Source organism: Povalibacter uvarum, from assembly GCF_014202975.1.
Classification (GTDB): domain Bacteria; phylum Pseudomonadota; class Gammaproteobacteria; order Steroidobacterales; family Steroidobacteraceae; genus Steroidobacter; species Steroidobacter uvarum.
Genome location: NZ_JACHHZ010000001.1, coordinates 1317491 through 1333463, shown reverse-complemented (window position 1 = coordinate 1333463; position 15973 = coordinate 1317491). Strand labels below are relative to the sequence as shown.

Here is a 15973-nt window from a genome sequence, read left to right as displayed (position 1 = left end):
GCCGGATTCGATCGACGGATTCTGTTCCGATTCGCAGTGCTGCTTCCCATGCTCGGTGGCTGCAATCCAGCCCTGCAGTGGCGCGAGCCGCCACAAGTGGCGCATACGAAGTACGTCTGCAGTGCCCGGGGTCTGTCCAAGAGCTGTATTCGATTGACTGAGGCGGAATTTCGCGATGTGACGCGGCGGTTGCAGCCGCAGACCTAGCATTCAGGGGAACGCGCGACAATTGGTTCGCGTGTCCGCAACCCTCCCGGGGGTTCGCGCGTCAGAATCGCCTCCATGGTCCTGCGATCGAGGCGACAAAGAGATGCGAACCGTTGTTCTGCTGTTGGCGACCGGCATTGCTTTCCCGATTCACGCCAGCGAGGTCGCGCCCGGTGCGCGATGTCAGTCCGGCGCCTACGAGCTTGCGGATGGCGCCAGGTTCGTGATTCAGCCGAGCAATGAACAGAACCTGCGCTATCGCTTCCTCGATGGCACATCCGGCAAGCTTTATCCGGTTGCCGGCGGATATGAGTCGGGTGAGGGATGGTCGGTTCGCGAGCCCGTCACGCTGCGCGTCAGGTGCGACGGCGAGAAGGTCCGATTTCAGCGGCACGACGCTCCGGCGCTGACGGGAAAGAAGATCGCGCTGCCGACGACGCCGGTTACCTTCAAAAGTGGCGATGCGAATCTCTACGGAGAACTCGTCGCGCCGTTGAGGAAGAAGCCTCGTGCGGTCGTGGTCCTGCAGTACGGGAGCGGTCGCGATTCGGCAGTGACCGACAACTTCGTCCAGCACTTGCTGCCGCTCGAGGACATTGCGGTCTTCGTGTTCGACAAGGCCGGTACCGGCCGCTCGACCGGGCAGTTCAGCATGCACATCGGAATGCTCGCCGACGATCTGGCGGCGGCGGTGAATGCCGTGCGTGCCCAGCCCGGCATGAAGGGCGTGCCCGTGGGCGTCATGGGCGAAAGTCAGGGAGGATGGGTCGCGCCGGTGGCCGCGACGAAAGCGCCTGTCGACTTCGTGGTGGTGAGTTATGGGCTGGCTGTCCCGATGTCCGGTGAAGACCAGGAGGAGATGGCGCAGTCGTTGAAGGGGAAGGGCTACGGCGCGGACGTTCTCGCCAAGGGCGAGGAGATTCATCGTGCGACGACGCGCGTCATGGTATCCCGCTTCACGGAAGGATTCGACGAACTCGAGCGCCTCAAGGCGGCGTACGGCAAGGAGCCCTGGTTCAAGGATATCGGCGGCGACTACTCATCGGCGCTGATGGCAACGCCCAGGGAGGAGATGGGCAAGTGGAAGGAGTACTTCGATCATCCTTACGACATCGAGTACGACACGCTGCCCGCGATCGCGAGCATCAAGGTCCCGCAGTTGTGGATACTGGCCGGTGACGACACCGAAGCGCCCATCGATGGAACGCTCGCGCGTCTGCGGGAACTGCAAGCGAGCGGCGTTCCTCTGGAGATCAACGTGTTTCCAAATGCCGATCACGGAATGATCGCAGTGAAGAACGGCCCGGGCGGCCTGCAGCCGATCGGTCGCACGGCGGAGGGCTATTTCGAACTGCTTGGGAGCTGGATCGGGAAACGGACGGTGGCGGTATCGAATGCAGCCGTCATTCGTCCTTGAACTCATCCGGATGAGGTACGCGCGGCGGCGGTTGAGTGTCTCTCTGGAGTCCGTATCGCGCCGCGGGTGTCGTGATCTGAAAATCGGCCTCTCCCTGCAGCGCCGCCATGAGCCGCTTCACGGAGGCGTCCAGACGCAGAACGACTTCCGGGTCGGCGGGGTAGGGCCCGCGGATCTGCAGTACTGGTGCTTCCAGCACATTCAGCTCAATTGAAGGGCCTGGGGAATTCGTAGCGATCAGGTAGATGCCTCCCACATCCATGCGCAGGCCGCCGCACATGGAATTCAGGTACCGCAGCTCCGTAAAGCGAGCTGATCCCCGGTAATGCTTCAGGACGCGGATCTTGCCGCGAACATGGTGCCAGTCGGGAAGGTGCTCCGCCTCGAGCACCAGTGCTTCGACCTGAACGGCAATGATGTCGCTCGCGGTGGGTGCCACTTTGTCAAACGCTGTCTCGTCCGACCCACGCTGGCACGCGTAGCCAGGTCCAAAGGGCAGGCCGCACAAGGCGGCCAGGATCAGCGCGCTCAGACGATGCATGGTCCCTCCTGTTCGCCTTCCAGTCTCATTCTGCCGCAGTGGCTCGCATCAACGCCGCTCTCGCCAGCAAGTGCCGATGGTGCCATAAGTCATTTGACGCAGTCGGATTGCCGAGACGGACGTCGTATCATCCTGTCGTCCCGGTGCTGGAGAGGGCGATGGCGAATAGCGATGTTCTGCGCGTAGGTGTCGGTGGTCCAGTCGGATCGGGCAAGACGGCGCTCGTCGATTCGCTGTGCAAGCGGATGCGCGATGACTTCAACATCGCAGTGGTGACGAATGACATCTACACCCGTGAAGACTGCGAATTCCTGATCCGCAGCCAGGCGTTGCCCGCCGAACGCATCCGTGGCGTCGAGACCGGCGGCTGTCCGCATACGGCCATTCGCGAAGACGCGTCCATGAATCTGGCCGCGATCGATCAGCTGATGAAGGATTTCAGCGGCCTCGACATGATCATTGTCGAAAGCGGCGGAGACAATCTCGCGGCTACCTTCAGTCCGGAGCTCTCGGACCTGACCCTCTACGTGATCGATGTCGCCGCAGGCGACAAGATCCCGCGCAAGGGCGGGCCCGGGATCATGCGATCCGATCTTCTGATCATCAACAAGATCGATCTCGCGCCCCACGTAGGCGCCTCTCTCGAAGTCATGGACCGCGACGCCCGCAAGATGCGCGGCGACAAGCCGTTCGTATTCACGAACCTGAAGACGGGCCAGGGACTGGACCAGGTGACGGCGTTTATTGAGAGGCAGGGGATGTTGAAGAGAGCCAGCTAGCCAGAGAAGAGAGAGACCCGTCATCCCCGCGAAAGCGGGGATCCATGTCTTGGCGAAGATGGATTCCCGCTTTCGCGGGAATGACCGCGTCAGTGCGAGATCCGGAGCGCAAGCGACTCTGGGTACCTGCTAGCTGGCTAGCCTGCTTCCCAACGTCTTCACCGCCCGCGCCGCCGCCGACGCCCGGTTCTCCACGCCGAGCTTCACGAATACCTGCTCCAGGTGTTTGTTGACTGTGCGCGGACTGATGGTCAGGATCTCACCGATTTCGCGGTTCGACTTGCCGCGGCTGATCCAGAGCAGGACCTCGGATTCGCGCGAGGTCAGTGACAACGATTGCTGGAGGACCTGTTCTTCGCTGCCGGTCACGAGTTCGGTCAGGCGAAACAGGAGCTCATCCGGGCCGAGTGAGCTGAGCATCGAGATTTCCAGTCTTCGGCCGCCGACCGCAAGATGCGATCGCGTGCTGGGCTTCGCACCGTCCTGGCGCAACTGCATCAGTTGCGTGATGAGTTCCGGTGGCAGGGTGGCGTTCTGGTCGCCTTGCGCGGGAAACAGCTCCGAGAGGAGTTGCCGCGCCTTCGGAGTACACCAGAGCAGGCGACCGCGTCGGTCGGTGGCGAGGAGAAAGCGGCCCGTCGCATCGAGCGCGGCGTGTGTTCCATGGGCGATGCGGGCGTTCGCGAGGTGCACGCGAATGCGCGCCAGCAATTCATCGACAACGATCGGCTTGGTCACGTAGTCGACACCGCCCGCGGCCAGTCCTTCGACGACATGCTCCGTCTGGCTCAGGCCCGTCATGAAGATGACGGGGAGCTGTGCGAGCAGCTTCTCGCGCTTGAGCCGGCGACAGGCTTCGAAACCGTTCATGCCTGGCATCACCGCATCCATCAGAACGAGATCCGGTGTGATCTGATCGACCAGGTCGAGCGCGGCTTCGCCGTCGGTCGCGATGAGCACGGTGAAGCCTGCGTGATCGAGCGTGTCGGTCAGAAAGCCGAGCGTTTCGGGCGTGTCGTCGACGACGAGAACCGTATCGCGGCGCAGTGCTTCGTTAGCCATGATTGCGCATCGCCTCCACAACGTTCATGTATCGCTTGAGATCGAAATTGGCCACCAGGCCTCGCAGCTGCTTGGCGACAGGGGCGTTCGCCGTGTCCTCTTCCTCCATCTGGCGCAGCTTCGCCTGGATGCCGCGCACATGGCCGATGCGGCCGAGCTGGTAGAGGTCGTCGAGGTGATGGCGTGAATGCTGCGGCAGAAGATTCGTTGCGGCCTCTGCCGTGGCGGGCAGGTGCGGAGCGTCGTAGGTCCACTTCAAGCCCATCACCTTGCCGATGCATTCGAGCATTGCCCGCATGTCGATCGGCTTCATGACGAACGCATCGTGTACCGCGCCTTCGCCACCGCCCGGGTGGTACTCGTGCGCATTCGCGGAGACCATGACGATGCGTGTCCGTGTGTTCGCGGTTCGCAGCAATTCGGCGATCTCCCAGCCAGTCATGTCGGGGAGCGAGATGTCGACCATCGCGAGGTTCGGGCCATGCTCCGCAGCGAGCCGCAGGCCGGTTGCGCCGTCCGGCGCAGTCAGTATGCGAAAGCGAAGCGGTTGGAGCAGCGTCCGCATCATGTCGAGATGCTGCGGATCGTCATCGATGAGCAACACGGTGAGTTGCGGACCGTCGTGGTCGCTGACGGGGCCGGGGACGGTGTCGTCCTTCACGCCATGCATGGCCTCTGACAGCAGCAGTCGCACCGTGAATGTCGTGCCGACGCCAGGTGTGCTTCGCGGCAGGATTTCGCCGCCCATGATCTGAGTGAGCAGCTTGGTAATCGTGAGGCCGAGTCCCGTACCCGGAATCGCGCGCACACGTGGTGCGTTGCCGCGCTCGAACGGTTCGAACACGCGTTCGAGGTCCTCGGCCGGAATGCCGATGCCGGTATCGGAGATCTCGAACTCCGCGACCTGGTTGCGATACCGAACGACGAGGCTCGCGTGTCCCTGCTCGGTGTATTTGATCGCGTTCGACAGGAGGTTGATCAGGATCTGCCGTAGCCGCTTCTGGTCGGTGTGTACGTAGGCCGGCAGGTGAGGCGGGCGTTGGTAGCGGAAGTCGATGCCCTTCGCGGCTGCCTGGAGCCTGAACATGTCGACGATCTGGTCGAGGAACTCGACCAGCTTTACCTGATCCCGATTGAGTCGCAGCATGCCGTTCTCGATCTTCGAGACATCGAGGAGGCCGTCGATCAGGTTCGTCAGGTGTTCCGCGCTGCGCCGGATCACACGCACTGCGTTGTCGGAGGGGCCGGCGATCCCGCGTTCGAGCAACTGCGCGTAACCGAAGATGGAGTTGAGCGGCGTGCGGATCTCATGACTCACCCCGACGATGTAACGCGTCTTCGCGAGATTCGCCGCCTCCGCAACTTCCTTCGCCTTCTGCAGCGCCTTGTCGGTTCGCTTGTGTGCCTCGATTTCGTCCATGAGCATGCTGGTCTGGCGTGCCGATTCGGTTTCGGCAGCCCGCCGGCTTTCGTGCGCCAGCACGATGATCCACGCTGCGATGCCGGAGAGCACGAGCAGACTGAGGAAGACGACCCAGAGCGTCGTGCCGATGATCTCGCGTTCCGCCGCTGAGTTGCCCGACTGGTGATAGATCAGCGCCAGCATCGTGCCGATGGCGAGATTGAACAGCAGCAGCAGCCCGACGAACTGGCCGCCGCGTGTATTGAGCGCAGTCGCCGCTCGGGCGGGCAACGCAGTAGCGAGGAAGCGGCGTAGTTGCTCGTTGAAGCGGCTTTCGGTCTTGCACATGTCGCGGCAACGTGCCTCGAGCGTGCAGCACAGCGAACAGATCGGGCCGGAGTACGCAGGACACATGGCGACGTCGGCCCGCTCGAATGTGTTCTCGCAGATCGTGCATCGCAACTCGGCGCCATCGGGCAAGCCCGACGGGGAACGGGCGATGTAGTACCGGCCGCGTGTCGCCCACGCGATCAGCGGTGCTGTGATGAAGCCGCTGAAGAGGGCGACGAAAGGCGAGAGGATCTGCGCGACGTTGCCGAAAGTGCCGATGAACGACAGTGTCGACAGCACGACAGAGATGAACAACGCGCCGACGCCGACCGGGTTGATGTCGTAGAGGTGTGCGCGTTTGAACTCGATATGCTTCGGGCTGAATCCGAGGGGCTTGTTGATGACGAGGTCGGCGGTGAGCGCGCCGATCCATCCGGCGGCGAAGTTCGCATAGATGAGCAGGATGCTCTCGATCACACTGAAGATGCCGGTCTGCATCAGCAGCAGCGCAACGAGGACATTGAACACGAGCCAGACGACCCGGCCCGGATGACTGTGGGTCAGGCGGGAGAAGAAATTCGACCAGGCGATCGATCCCGCGTAGGCGTTCGTCACGTTGATCTTGAGCTGGCAGACGATGACGAATATCCCCATGAGGATCAATGCAACGGTCGGCGACTGCACCGTTTCACGGAAGGCGACGAAGTACATCTCCGTCGGTTCGTCGGCCTGTTCGACCGCGACACCGTGTTTGATGGCCAGAAACGCGAGGAACGACCCCGCGAGGAGCTTGAACGCTCCCATGAGAATCCAGCCTGGCCCCGTCGTGAGCAGCGCAGTCCACCAGCCGGCGCGATTCTCCTTCGTTCGCTTCGGCATGAATCGCAGGTAATCGACCTGCTCGCCGATCTGTGGCAGCAGCGAAAGCAGGACTGAAGCCGCCATGCCGAAGAGCAGGAAGTCCACCGAGCCGTCGGGCGCTCCTTCGCGTCCGGCGTAGCCGGTCCACTGGCCGACCTCCGCTGAATGATTCCAGGCCAGGTAGATCAACGGCAGGAACTGCAGGATCAACCAGATCGGCTGCGTCAGGATCTGCATCTTGCTGATGAGGCTGATGCCGTAGATCGCAATCGGGATCACCACGAGCGAACTGATGATGTGGGCCACCCAGAGCGGGATGTCGAACATCATGGTCAGGGCCATGGACAGGATGCTGGCTTCGAACGCAAACAGTAGGAACGTGAACGACGCATAGATGAGCGACGTGATGGTCGAGCCCATGTAGCCGAAGCCGGCGCCGCGTGTGAGGAGATCGAGGTCCACGCCATCCTTCGCGGCGTAGTAAGCGATGGGCAGTCCGATCAGGAACATGAGAATCGAGAAGGCGGCGATGGCCCACGCGGCATTCGCGAATCCGTAGGCGAGGGTGATGCCGCCGCCGATCGCCTCGCAGGCAAGGAACGCGATCGGCCCCAACGCGGTGTTGCCGACGCTGAACGTCGAGCGCCGAGCGCGCTCGGCTGTGTAGCGCAGCGCGTAGTCCTCGAGTGTCTGGCTGGCAACCCACTGGTTGTACTGCCGGCGTTCGCGAACGATTCGTTGTCTGGCCGTCATTTGTTGGTCTCAGCCGTTCGCTCTGCGGTTCTGAGTGCTCGGCTCGAGGCTTGAGACTTGAGGCGCGAACTCTTCCGCTGAGAGCACGCCTCACCCTGTGTTCATCTTGTTAGCAAAGCGTGTGCCAGCGTGCGACAGACCTCTGCGCTCGCATCGCGCGTTCTTTTTCTCTGGCTCGAGCCTCGAGCCTCGCGCCTCGCGCCCTCTTCATGCTGCCTTCCGGTGCGTCTCGAAACGCGGCTGCACCTTACTAGATCACCGCGATGGCCAACAGCGCGCCTACGTCAAATGGCCCATGCGCGTACGTCAAATGCCCCGTACCCGCGATGGGGGCTCACCCGTAGCGTTCGAGCCGAGGAACGACCTGGCACGAGCCGAACGCTCGCAAACAACATCGCAAAGGAATCCACGTTCATGCGTCAGCAATCAGCAAACCGTTTCACGAGGCCCGGAGCCGCTGCGCTCTCGCTCGGTGCCGCACTTCTCGCGTCGCCGCTTCCCGCTGTGATGGCGGCGGACATCAATCTGCCACCGATCTCGGTCGGCGCCGGTGTGCGCACGAATTTCTCATCGATTGATATCGACGGGGCCGACGAGACCATCGACGACTTCGAGCTCGACAGTGCGCGCATCTACATCAGCGGCAAAGCGACCGACACGATCAGCGTGATGTTCAACACGGAGTACAACGGCGAGGAAGTCGACGTCATCGACGCCGCGATCCAGTTCGCGTTCTCCGATCAGTTCAACATCTGGGCCGGCCGCTTCCTGCCCCCGAGCGATCGCGCGAACCTCTACGGCCCTTACTACGCGAGCAACTGGGGCGTCTATCGCGATGGCGTTCAGGACGGCTACCTCTTCGAGACGACCGGTCGCGATGATGGCGTCATGTACTGGGGCCAGTTCGGGATGGCCAAGGTGTCGTTCGGCGCGTTCGACGTGCCGCAGACGCGCGGCGATTCAGATGTCCTCTATGCCGGTCGCGTCCAACTCGATTTCTGGGATCCGGAGGGCGGGTACTACCTCAATGGTTCGTACTACGGCGAGAAGGATCTGCTGGCAGTCGGCCTCGCTGCGCAGAAGGTCGGAACCAGTCTCGGCTACACCGGCGACTTCCTGCTCGAGAAGAAGCTTGGCGGTGGCGGTGTCGTCACAGTCGAAGCGCAGTACGCCGACTACGAGGCGCCGCAGGGATATGTAGGCGGCTTCGATGCGGATAGCGACGGCTACTACCTGCTCGGCGCTTACATGTTCCCGCAGGTCGTGGGGATCGGGCGATTCCAGGTGCTCGCGAAGTACGGCGAAACTACCTACGGATTCGTCGACGGCGACGCCGACCTGGAGACGCTGGAACTCAACCTGAACTACATCATCAAGGGCCAGAACGCGCGCGTGCATCTCTTCTACATCGATCAGGACCTGGAAGGTGAGGGCGGCGGCACGGAGATCGGGCTGGGGTTGCAGGTTCAGATCTAAGACGAGGCTCCGTCATTCCCGCGCAAGCGGGAATCCATCCGAGCAAAGGCATGGACTCCCGCTTTCGCGGGAGTGACGACGCGGTTGGCTTTCATCAACGAGGAATCGAATCATGAACAATCGACGCAGGGTGCGCGGCCTGGCAGGACTCGCGGCTGCAATTTCATTCATCGCCGCGAGCGCGGCGCAGGCGGCGGACACCATCAAGGTGGGCGTGCTTCATTCGCTGTCGGGAACGATGGCGATCTCCGAGACGACGCTCAAAGACACCGTGCTGATGATGATCGAGCAGCAGAACAAGAAAGGCGGCGTGCTGGGCAAGAAGCTCGAAGCGGTCGTCGTCGATCCGGCGTCGAACTGGCCGCTCTTCGCCGAGAAGGCGGAACAGTTGCTGGTGAAGGACAAGGTGGCCGTCGTCTTCGGGTGCTGGACGTCGGTGTCACGCAAGTCCGTGCTGCCGGTGTTCGAGAAGAACAATGGTTTGCTGTTCTACCCGGTGCAGTACGAAGGCGAGGAATCGTCGAAGAACGTCTTCTACACCGGCGCGGCACCGAACCAGCAGGCGATTCCCGCCGTCGACTACCTGATGAAGGACATCGGCGTGAAGCGCTGGGTGCTCGCCGGCACGGACTACGTCTATCCGCGCACGACCAACAAGATCCTCGAGGCCTATCTCAAGGCGAAGGGCGTGAAGCAGGAAGACATCCTGATCAACTACACGCCGTTCGGTCACTCCGACTGGCAGAGCATCGTGGCGGACATCAAGAAATTCGGCTCAGCGGGGAAGAAGACGGCCGTCGTCTCGACGATCAACGGTGACGCGAACGTGCCGTTCTACAAGGAGCTCGGCAATCAGAAGATCTCGGCGGAGGACATTCCGGTCGTGGCCTTCTCGGTCGGTGAAGAGGAGCTCTCGGGCATCGACACGAAGCCTCTGGTCGGCCACCTGGCCGCCTGGAACTACTTCGAGAGCATCAGCACACCGGTCAACAAGTCGTTCATCAAGGAATGGCACGCCTACACCAAGAATCCGAAGCGCGTGACCAACGATCCGATGGAAGCGCACGTCATCGGCTTCAACATGTGGGTGAAGGCCGTCGAGAAGGCCAAGACCATCGACGTGGCCAAGGTCACCGACGCAATGATCGGCATCGAAGTGCCCAACATGACCGGCGGCACCGCGAAGATGCTCGCGAATCATCACCTGACAAAGCCCGTGTTCATCGGTGAGATCCGTGCCGACGGGCAGTTCGATGTGGTGTGGAAGACCGAGGGTCTCGTCCCGGGCGACGCCTGGTCCGACTACCTGCCGGGCAGCAAGGACATCGAAGCCGACTGGGTCACGCTCAAGTGCGGCAACTACAACACGAAGACGAAGAAGTGCTCGGGGCAGAACTACGAGTGATGAGGAAGCCGGCTAGCTGGATAGTCAGCTAGCCGGCTAGCCATCGTCATCCCCGCGTACGCGAGATCCATCCGGAAGAAAGGCATGGATTCCCGCTTCCGCGGGAATGACGACTTCTGGAACAGATCGTGCAGCCCGATGGCAACCCAACGATGGAGCCGTCCTTTGACGAGACCGGATCGACAGACCTCAGTGCGGAGCCGCTTCGTTCTGGCATTCATGACGATGCTGGCGCTGTTGCCTTCGATCGCGAGTGCCGCCGATGCCAATGAAACGTTTGCGCAAGCACTGAAGCCGCTGGCCACCGCCAGCTTTCAGGAGAAGCAACAGGTCATCGCCGCAATCGCGGCGACGCGCCATCCCAACGCACGCCCGGTGCTGAGTGCACTGCTCGAAGGCAATCTGCATACGCGCGATGCCGATCAACGGATCTTCATCGTTACGGAGGGGGAGGAGGGTCTCGCGCTGACAGATCCGCTGATGTTGCAAGCCGCCGGATCGGCTCCGGCCGATGAATTCACGAAGATCACGACGAACAATCAGCTTCGCAAGGCGCTCAGGGGACTGATCGCCGGGTTCGACCTGTCGGATCCGGACGCGGAGGTACGACTCGCGGCGGTGAGCGAGATGCTTCGGACCCTGGATGAGGATGGTGTCCTGATTCTGCGGCAGCGAGTCGCGGAAGAATCGGACAGCAAGGTGCGGAGTGCCATCGAGACGGGTCTCGCGCTGGCGGATCTCGACAATGAGGACGCGGCAGTTCGTCTTGCAGCGGCTGTGCGGCTCGAAGACAGCCTGAGTCCCGATGTCTACAACCGCCTGAAGGAACTCACCGGTCGCGGCGACGATGGGGCATTCAACGAACCCGACGACCAGGTGCGAGCAGCCGCCGCCGCGACCGTGCGCAATATCGACAACTGGCGAAGCATCTATGGCGGGGTCGAGACGCTGTTCTTCGGGCTGAGCCTGGGATCGGTGCTCGTCCTTGCCGCGATCGGACTCGCAATCACGTTCGGAGTGATGGGTGTCATCAACATGGCGCATGGCGAGCTGATCATGCTCGGCGCCTACACCACCTACGTCATGCAACTGCTGATGCCTTCGCACATCGGCGCTTCGGTGGTGGTCGCGATCCCGATGGCGTTTCTCGTGGCGGGTACGGTGGGGATACTCATCGAGCGCGGCGTCGTCCGGTTCCTTTATGGTCGGCCGCTCGAGACGCTCCTTGCAACGTTCGGCGTCAGCCTGATTCTCCAGCAGATCGTCCGCGACATCTTCACGGCCAACAATCGCCCGGTGGAGACGCCCGCATGGATGGCCGGTTCGTGGCAGATCAATGAAGCGCTTTCGATTACCTACAATCGCCTGTACGTGATCCTCTTCACCGCAGTCGTCTTCACAGTGCTGCTGATCGTGCTGAAGAAGACGACGCTTGGACTGAAGGTCCGCGCCGTGGCTCAGAACCGTGCGATGGCCAAATCCATGGGCGTTCGCACTGAGTGGGTCGATGCGCTGACGTTCGGTCTCGGCTCCGGCATCGCCGGCGTGGCGGGCGTCGCGCTGAGTCAATTGACGAACGTCGGTCCAAACCTCGGCCAGCAGTACATCATCGATTCCTTCATGGTCGTCGTCTTCGGCGGCGTCGCGAATCTCTGGGGCACGCTCATCGGCGGCATGTCGCTCGGCGTCATCAACAAGGTACTGGAACCGTTCGCCGGCGCAGTGCTTGCGAAGATCCTGGTTCTGATTGCATTGATCCTGTTCATTCAACGACGGCCGCGCGGACTGTTCCCGCAGAAGGGCCGCGCCGCCGAGGGATGATGAAGCCAAGTACACCACTGATGGAGTCGTTGCTGGGAGAGCGCGGAACCAGGATCTTCCTGTCGGTGCTGGTTGCGACGGCTGTTCTCGTTCCAGTGCTGCATCTGACATTCGACGCCGGCTCGCCGCTGCACCTGTCGTCGTACACGATGACGCTGATCGGCAAGTACATGACGTACGCGCTGCTCGCGGTGGCGGTCGATCTGGTCTGGGGCTACTGCGGCATCCTCAGTCTCGGTCATGCGGCGTTCTTCGCGCTCGGCGGCTACGCGATGGGCATGTACCTGATGCGTCAGATCGGCACGCGCGGTGTCTATGCCGATCCGATCCTGCCCGATTTCATGGTCTTCCTGAACTGGAAGGAACTGCCCTGGTTCTGGCAAGGCTTCGACATGTTCTGGTTCGCCGCGCTCATGGTGATTCTCGTGCCGGGCCTGCTTGCGTTGCTGTTCGGCTGGCTCGCCTTCCGCTCGCGCGTGACGGGTGTCTATCTCTCGATCATCACGCAGGCGCTGACGTATGCGCTGATGCTGGCGTTCTTCCGCAATGACATGGGCTTTGGCGGCAACAACGGGCTCACCGATTTCAAGGACATTCTCGGGTTCGGCATCAACCAGCCGGGGACACGCGTCGGACTGTTCGTTGCTTCGGCGATCGCTCTGGGCCTGGGCTATCTGGCCTGCCGCTACATCACGCTGTCGCGAGCGGGCCGGGTTGTGCAGGCGATTCGCGATGCGGAGAGCCGGACGCGCTTCATCGGCTATCGTGTGGAGTCGTACAAACTTTGGGTGTTCACCTTCTCCGCAGTGCTGGCGGGAATCGCCGGAGCGTTGTATGTGCCGCAAGTCGGCATCATCAATCCGAGCGAGTTCCAGCCGATCAACTCCATTGAAGTGGTGATCTGGGTGGCGGTAGGCGGTCGTGGGACGCTTTACGGCGCAGTCGCCGGCGCGGTCATCGTCAACTACGCGAAGAGCTACTTCACTGCCGCTGTGCCGGAGTTCTGGCTGTACGCGCTCGGAGCGCTGTTCGTGCTGGTCACGCTTTTCCTGCCGCGCGGAGTCGTCGGCCTTGCGGACCGCTTTACTCCCGGAAGCCGGGAACCCGTGCCGGAGGCGGCGAAAGCATGAACGCATCGACGGCATTGCGGCAGGGATGGCAGAAGGTCTTCGGAACGGGCGCACGCAGCGAGCGACCGATAGCACCTGATACGACGCACGGGACGATCCTCTATCTCGAGGACATCACCGTCAGCTTCGATGGCTTCAAGGCGCTGAACGCGTTGACGCTCTATGTCGACGCTGGAGAACTGCGCTGCATTATCGGCCCCAATGGCGCCGGCAAGACGACCATGATGGACGTGATCACCGGCAAGACGCGTCCTGACGCCGGATCGGCCTGGTTCGGCCAGACCATCGATCTGCTGACGCTCACGGAACCGCAGATCGCGGAAGCAGGCATCGGCCGCAAGTTTCAGAAGCCCACCGTCTTCGAGCAGCACACTGTGCTGGAGAATCTCGAGCTGGCGGCGGCCGGCAACAAGTCGATCTGGGCCACGCTGTTCAGTCCGCTGACGGCAGTGCAGCGCGATCGGATCGATCACGTTCTCGAGACAGTGCGGTTGCAGGACCGCCGTGACACACGCGCCGGTGTGTTGTCCCACGGCCAGAAGCAGTGGCTGGAGATCGGCATGCTCCTGATGCAGGACGCGCAGATGCTTCTCGTCGACGAACCTGTCGCGGGCATGACGCCGCAAGAAGTGGAGCGAACCGCCGAGCTGCTGCTGTCGCTGGAGGGTCAGCACTCCGTTGTCGTCGTCGAGCACGATATGAACTTCGTACGCTCGATCGCGCGCAAGGTCACCGTCCTGCACGAAGGTCACGTTCTCGCGGAGGGGACGATGGACCAGGTGCAGAACGACGCGAAGGTCGTCGAGGTCTACCTGGGCGAATGAGGAGCCATTGCACTAGCTGTCATGCTGACCATCAAATCTCTCAATCAGTTTTACGGCGGCAGCCACATCCTCTGGGATGTGGACATGACCGTGCCGACGGGTTCCTGCACATGCCTGATGGGACGCAATGGCATGGGGAAGACCACGCTGCTGAAATGCATCATGGGGCTGCTGCCGACGGTGTCGGGCGAGTTGCTGTACGACGACACGGACCTGCGAAAGATTTCGGCTGACCGGCGGGCGAGGCTGGGCGTCGGCTACGTTCCCCAGGGCCGCGAGATCTTTTCGCAGCTGACGGTCGAAGAGAACCTGCGCATCGGGTTGTCCGCGAGCCGCGGCAAGCTGAAGGAGATCCCGGAGCAGATCTTCACGATGTTTCCCGTACTGAAGAAGATGCTGCGGCGCCGTGGCGGCGACCTGTCGGGCGGCCAGCAGCAGCAACTGGCGATCGGGCGGGCGATGGTACTGGAGCCGAAGCTCCTCATTCTCGATGAACCCACCGAGGGCATTCAGCCCAACATCGTCCATGAGATCGGGGATATCATCCTGCGACTCAACAAGGAGGCGAACCTGACTGTGCTGCTCGTCGAACAGAAGCTGCCTTTCGCCCGTCGCGTCGCCAGCGAGTTCCGGATCATCGACAAGGGGCGCATCGTTGCCGCGGACCGCATCGCAGGGCTAACGGACGATCTCGTGCGGCATCATCTGACGGTCTAGCGCATGGCCAGCATCCCGGCAGCAACGGCGGCGCAAGGGTGGTGCGCGCATCTGAAGCTCCGGTTCACAGAGCGTGGCGGGCAGACGTATCTGTCCGAGCGACAGCATCATGGACCGCTCGTCGTGCAGCGCGCCTTCCATCCTGAAGGCGGCCCTTGCCACACCTATCTCGTGCATCCGCCGGGCGGCGTCGTTGGTGGCGATCACCTCGGACTCGAGATGAACGTTGAACGCGGAGCGCACTCGCTGATTACGACACCAGCCGCAACGAAGTTCTATCGCAGCGACGGTCGCTTCGCGATGCAGTCCCAGCACCTGGTGCTGAGTGCTTCGACGCTGGAGTGGCTGCCACAGGAGACCATCTTCTATCGCGGCGCCCGCGTGCGCAGCGAGACGCGTGTTCAGCTGGATGCCCAATCGCGATTCATTGGCTGGGAGATTCCATGTCTGGGATTGCCTGCCCGCCAGGAGGCATTCGATGCAGGCGAGCTGCGGCTGAATCTCGAGCTGTGGCGAGATGAGCTGCCGCTCTTCATCGATCGCATGCGTCTCGATGGAACGGGCCCCGAGCGAACTGCGCGCTGGGGATTGGCAGGCTTCGATGCCGTCGGGACATTGCTTGCGTATCCGGCCACTACATCGATGCGAGAGGCGGCACGCAGCGCCTCAGCGCACGACGTTGAAAGCGCCGTGACCCTGGTCGATGGAGTGCTAGTGTGTCGCGCGCTCGGCGCACAGGCTGAACCTGTGCGGCGCCTGTTCATTGCGATGTGGCGGATGCTGAGGCCGGAGCTGATCGGAAGGCCGGCGGTGTTGCCGCGGATATGGGCGACGTGAGAGGAAGCCGGTTAGCAGGCTGGCTACTAGCTGGTAGCCAGAGGAAGAGTGGGATGATCGAATTCTGGGGAGCATTGTGGATCTGACGCCGAGAGAGAAGGATAAGCTGCTCATCTTCACCGCGGCACTCGTCGCCGAGCGACGCAAGGCGCGTGGCTTGAAGCTCAACTACCCTGAAGCCGTGGCGTTGATTTCCGCAGCGATCATGGAAGGCGCCCGCGACGGCCGGTCAGTCGCCGAGCTCATGAGCTACGGCACGACAATCCTCAGCCGCGACGACGTAATGGAAGGCGTCCCCGAAATGATCCCCGACGTCCAGGTCGAAGCCACTTTCCCCGATGGCACGAAGCTCGTCACCGTTCACCACCCGATCCCATGACTCTATGCCCGTCTTCTCTCACTAACCGCCAA

At 62.1% G+C, this 15973-nt stretch carries 13 protein-coding genes; 10 read left to right on the top strand and 3 right to left on the bottom strand.

Translation table 11 applies throughout. The features are described from left to right. Nucleotides 1–310 precede the first annotated feature (310 nt). Nucleotides 311–1624, top strand: a complete 1314-nt coding sequence (locus tag HNQ60_RS05770; RefSeq protein WP_184330022.1) for an alpha/beta hydrolase family protein — start codon at nt 311–313, stop codon at nt 1622–1624. Here the strand turns inward: HNQ60_RS05770 and HNQ60_RS05765 are convergent. After that, entirely contained in the window at nt 1611–2165 is a 555-nt protein-coding gene (locus HNQ60_RS05765; protein WP_184330021.1) for a hypothetical protein, read from the bottom strand. The two genes, HNQ60_RS05770 and HNQ60_RS05765, sit on opposite strands and share 14 nt — an antisense overlap. A 146-nt stretch (nt 2166–2311) precedes the next feature. Between HNQ60_RS05765 and ureG the strand changes: the two genes are divergently transcribed. Then, nucleotides 2312–2944, top strand: coding sequence for an urease accessory protein UreG (gene ureG, locus HNQ60_RS05760; RefSeq protein ID WP_407676437.1), 633 nt, complete (start codon nt 2312–2314; stop codon nt 2942–2944). 129 nt (nt 2945–3073) lie between these two features. Here the strand turns inward: ureG and HNQ60_RS05755 are convergent, their stop codons facing one another. Together HNQ60_RS05755 and HNQ60_RS05750 are read right to left on the bottom strand one after the other, a co-directional pair. Then, the gene (locus HNQ60_RS05755; protein ID WP_184330019.1) at nt 3074–4006 is read right to left on the bottom strand and encodes a response regulator transcription factor; all 933 of its coding nucleotides are present in this window, start codon (nt 4004–4006) and stop codon (nt 3074–3076) included. After that, the gene (locus tag HNQ60_RS05750) at nt 3999–7352 is read right to left on the bottom strand and encodes a hybrid sensor histidine kinase/response regulator (RefSeq protein WP_184330018.1); all 3354 of its coding nucleotides are present in this window, start codon (nt 7350–7352) and stop codon (nt 3999–4001) included. The genes HNQ60_RS05755 and HNQ60_RS05750 overlap by 8 nt, the downstream gene beginning before the upstream one ends. Nucleotides 7353–7766: 414 nt before the next feature. On the opposite strand from HNQ60_RS05750, the gene HNQ60_RS05745 reads away from it, so the two are divergent. From HNQ60_RS05745 to HNQ60_RS05710, 8 genes are all read left to right on the top strand, one after another. Further along, nucleotides 7767–8828, top strand: coding sequence for a porin (locus HNQ60_RS05745; protein WP_184330017.1), 1062 nt, complete (start codon nt 7767–7769; stop codon nt 8826–8828). 112 nt (nt 8829–8940) lie between these two features. Continuing rightward, nucleotides 8941–10233 (top strand): urea ABC transporter substrate-binding protein, encoded by a 1293-nt coding sequence (gene urtA, locus HNQ60_RS05740; protein WP_184330016.1) that lies wholly within the window; start codon nt 8941–8943, stop codon nt 10231–10233. 225 nt (nt 10234–10458) lie between these two features. Then, nucleotides 10459–12054, top strand: a complete 1596-nt coding sequence (urtB, locus tag HNQ60_RS05735; RefSeq protein WP_407676436.1) for an urea ABC transporter permease subunit UrtB — start codon at nt 10459–10461, stop codon at nt 12052–12054. After that, the gene (gene urtC / locus HNQ60_RS05730; RefSeq protein WP_246433372.1) at nt 12054–13184 is read left to right on the top strand and encodes an urea ABC transporter permease subunit UrtC; all 1131 of its coding nucleotides are present in this window, start codon (nt 12054–12056) and stop codon (nt 13182–13184) included. Before urtB ends, urtC begins: the two co-directional genes overlap by 1 nt. Further along, on the top strand, nt 13181–14008 hold the full coding sequence (gene urtD / locus HNQ60_RS05725) for an urea ABC transporter ATP-binding protein UrtD (protein WP_184330015.1): 828 nt from the start codon (nt 13181–13183) through the stop codon (nt 14006–14008). The genes urtC and urtD overlap by 4 nt, the downstream gene beginning before the upstream one ends. A gap of 21 nt (nt 14009–14029) precedes the next feature. After that, complete coding sequence (gene urtE / locus HNQ60_RS05720; RefSeq protein ID WP_184330014.1) at nt 14030–14725, top strand: urea ABC transporter ATP-binding subunit UrtE; 696 nt, start codon at nt 14030–14032, stop codon at nt 14723–14725. A gap of 3 nt (nt 14726–14728) precedes the next feature. Beyond that, nucleotides 14729–15562 carry an urease accessory protein UreD gene (locus tag HNQ60_RS05715; RefSeq protein WP_184330013.1) on the top strand — a complete coding sequence of 278 codons (834 nt, stop codon included), beginning with the start codon at nt 14729–14731 and terminating at the stop codon, nt 15560–15562. A gap of 76 nt (nt 15563–15638) precedes the next feature. Then, a complete protein-coding gene (locus tag HNQ60_RS05710) occupies nt 15639–15941 on the top strand; it encodes an urease subunit gamma (RefSeq protein ID WP_184330012.1) in 303 nt (100 codons plus the stop codon). Nucleotides 15942–15973 lie beyond the last annotated feature (32 nt).

Excerpts from the sequence above, each read along its gene's own strand:
- HNQ60_RS05770 (WP_184330022.1), top strand. The coding sequence starts at position 311 with ATGCGAACCGTTGTTCTGCTGTTGGCGACCGGCATTGCTTTCCCGATT.
- HNQ60_RS05765 (WP_184330021.1), bottom strand. The coding sequence starts at position 2,165 with ATGCATCGTCTGAGCGCGCTGATCCTGGCCGCCTTGTGCGGCCTGCCC.
- HNQ60_RS05755 (WP_184330019.1), bottom strand. The coding sequence starts at position 4,006 with ATGGCTAACGAAGCACTGCGCCGCGATACGGTTCTCGTCGTCGACGAC.
- HNQ60_RS05750 (WP_184330018.1), bottom strand. The coding sequence starts at position 7,352 with ATGACGGCCAGACAACGAATCGTTCGCGAACGCCGGCAGTACAACCAG.
- HNQ60_RS05745 (WP_184330017.1), top strand. The coding sequence starts at position 7,767 with ATGCGTCAGCAATCAGCAAACCGTTTCACGAGGCCCGGAGCCGCTGCG.
- urtA (WP_184330016.1), top strand. The coding sequence starts at position 8,941 with ATGAACAATCGACGCAGGGTGCGCGGCCTGGCAGGACTCGCGGCTGCA.
- urtB (WP_407676436.1), top strand. The coding sequence starts at position 10,459 with ATGCTGGCGCTGTTGCCTTCGATCGCGAGTGCCGCCGATGCCAATGAA.
- urtC (WP_246433372.1), top strand. The coding sequence starts at position 12,054 with ATGAAGCCAAGTACACCACTGATGGAGTCGTTGCTGGGAGAGCGCGGA.
- urtD (WP_184330015.1), top strand. The coding sequence starts at position 13,181 with ATGAACGCATCGACGGCATTGCGGCAGGGATGGCAGAAGGTCTTCGGA.
- urtE (WP_184330014.1), top strand. The coding sequence starts at position 14,030 with ATGCTGACCATCAAATCTCTCAATCAGTTTTACGGCGGCAGCCACATC.
- HNQ60_RS05715 (WP_184330013.1), top strand. The coding sequence starts at position 14,729 with ATGGCCAGCATCCCGGCAGCAACGGCGGCGCAAGGGTGGTGCGCGCAT.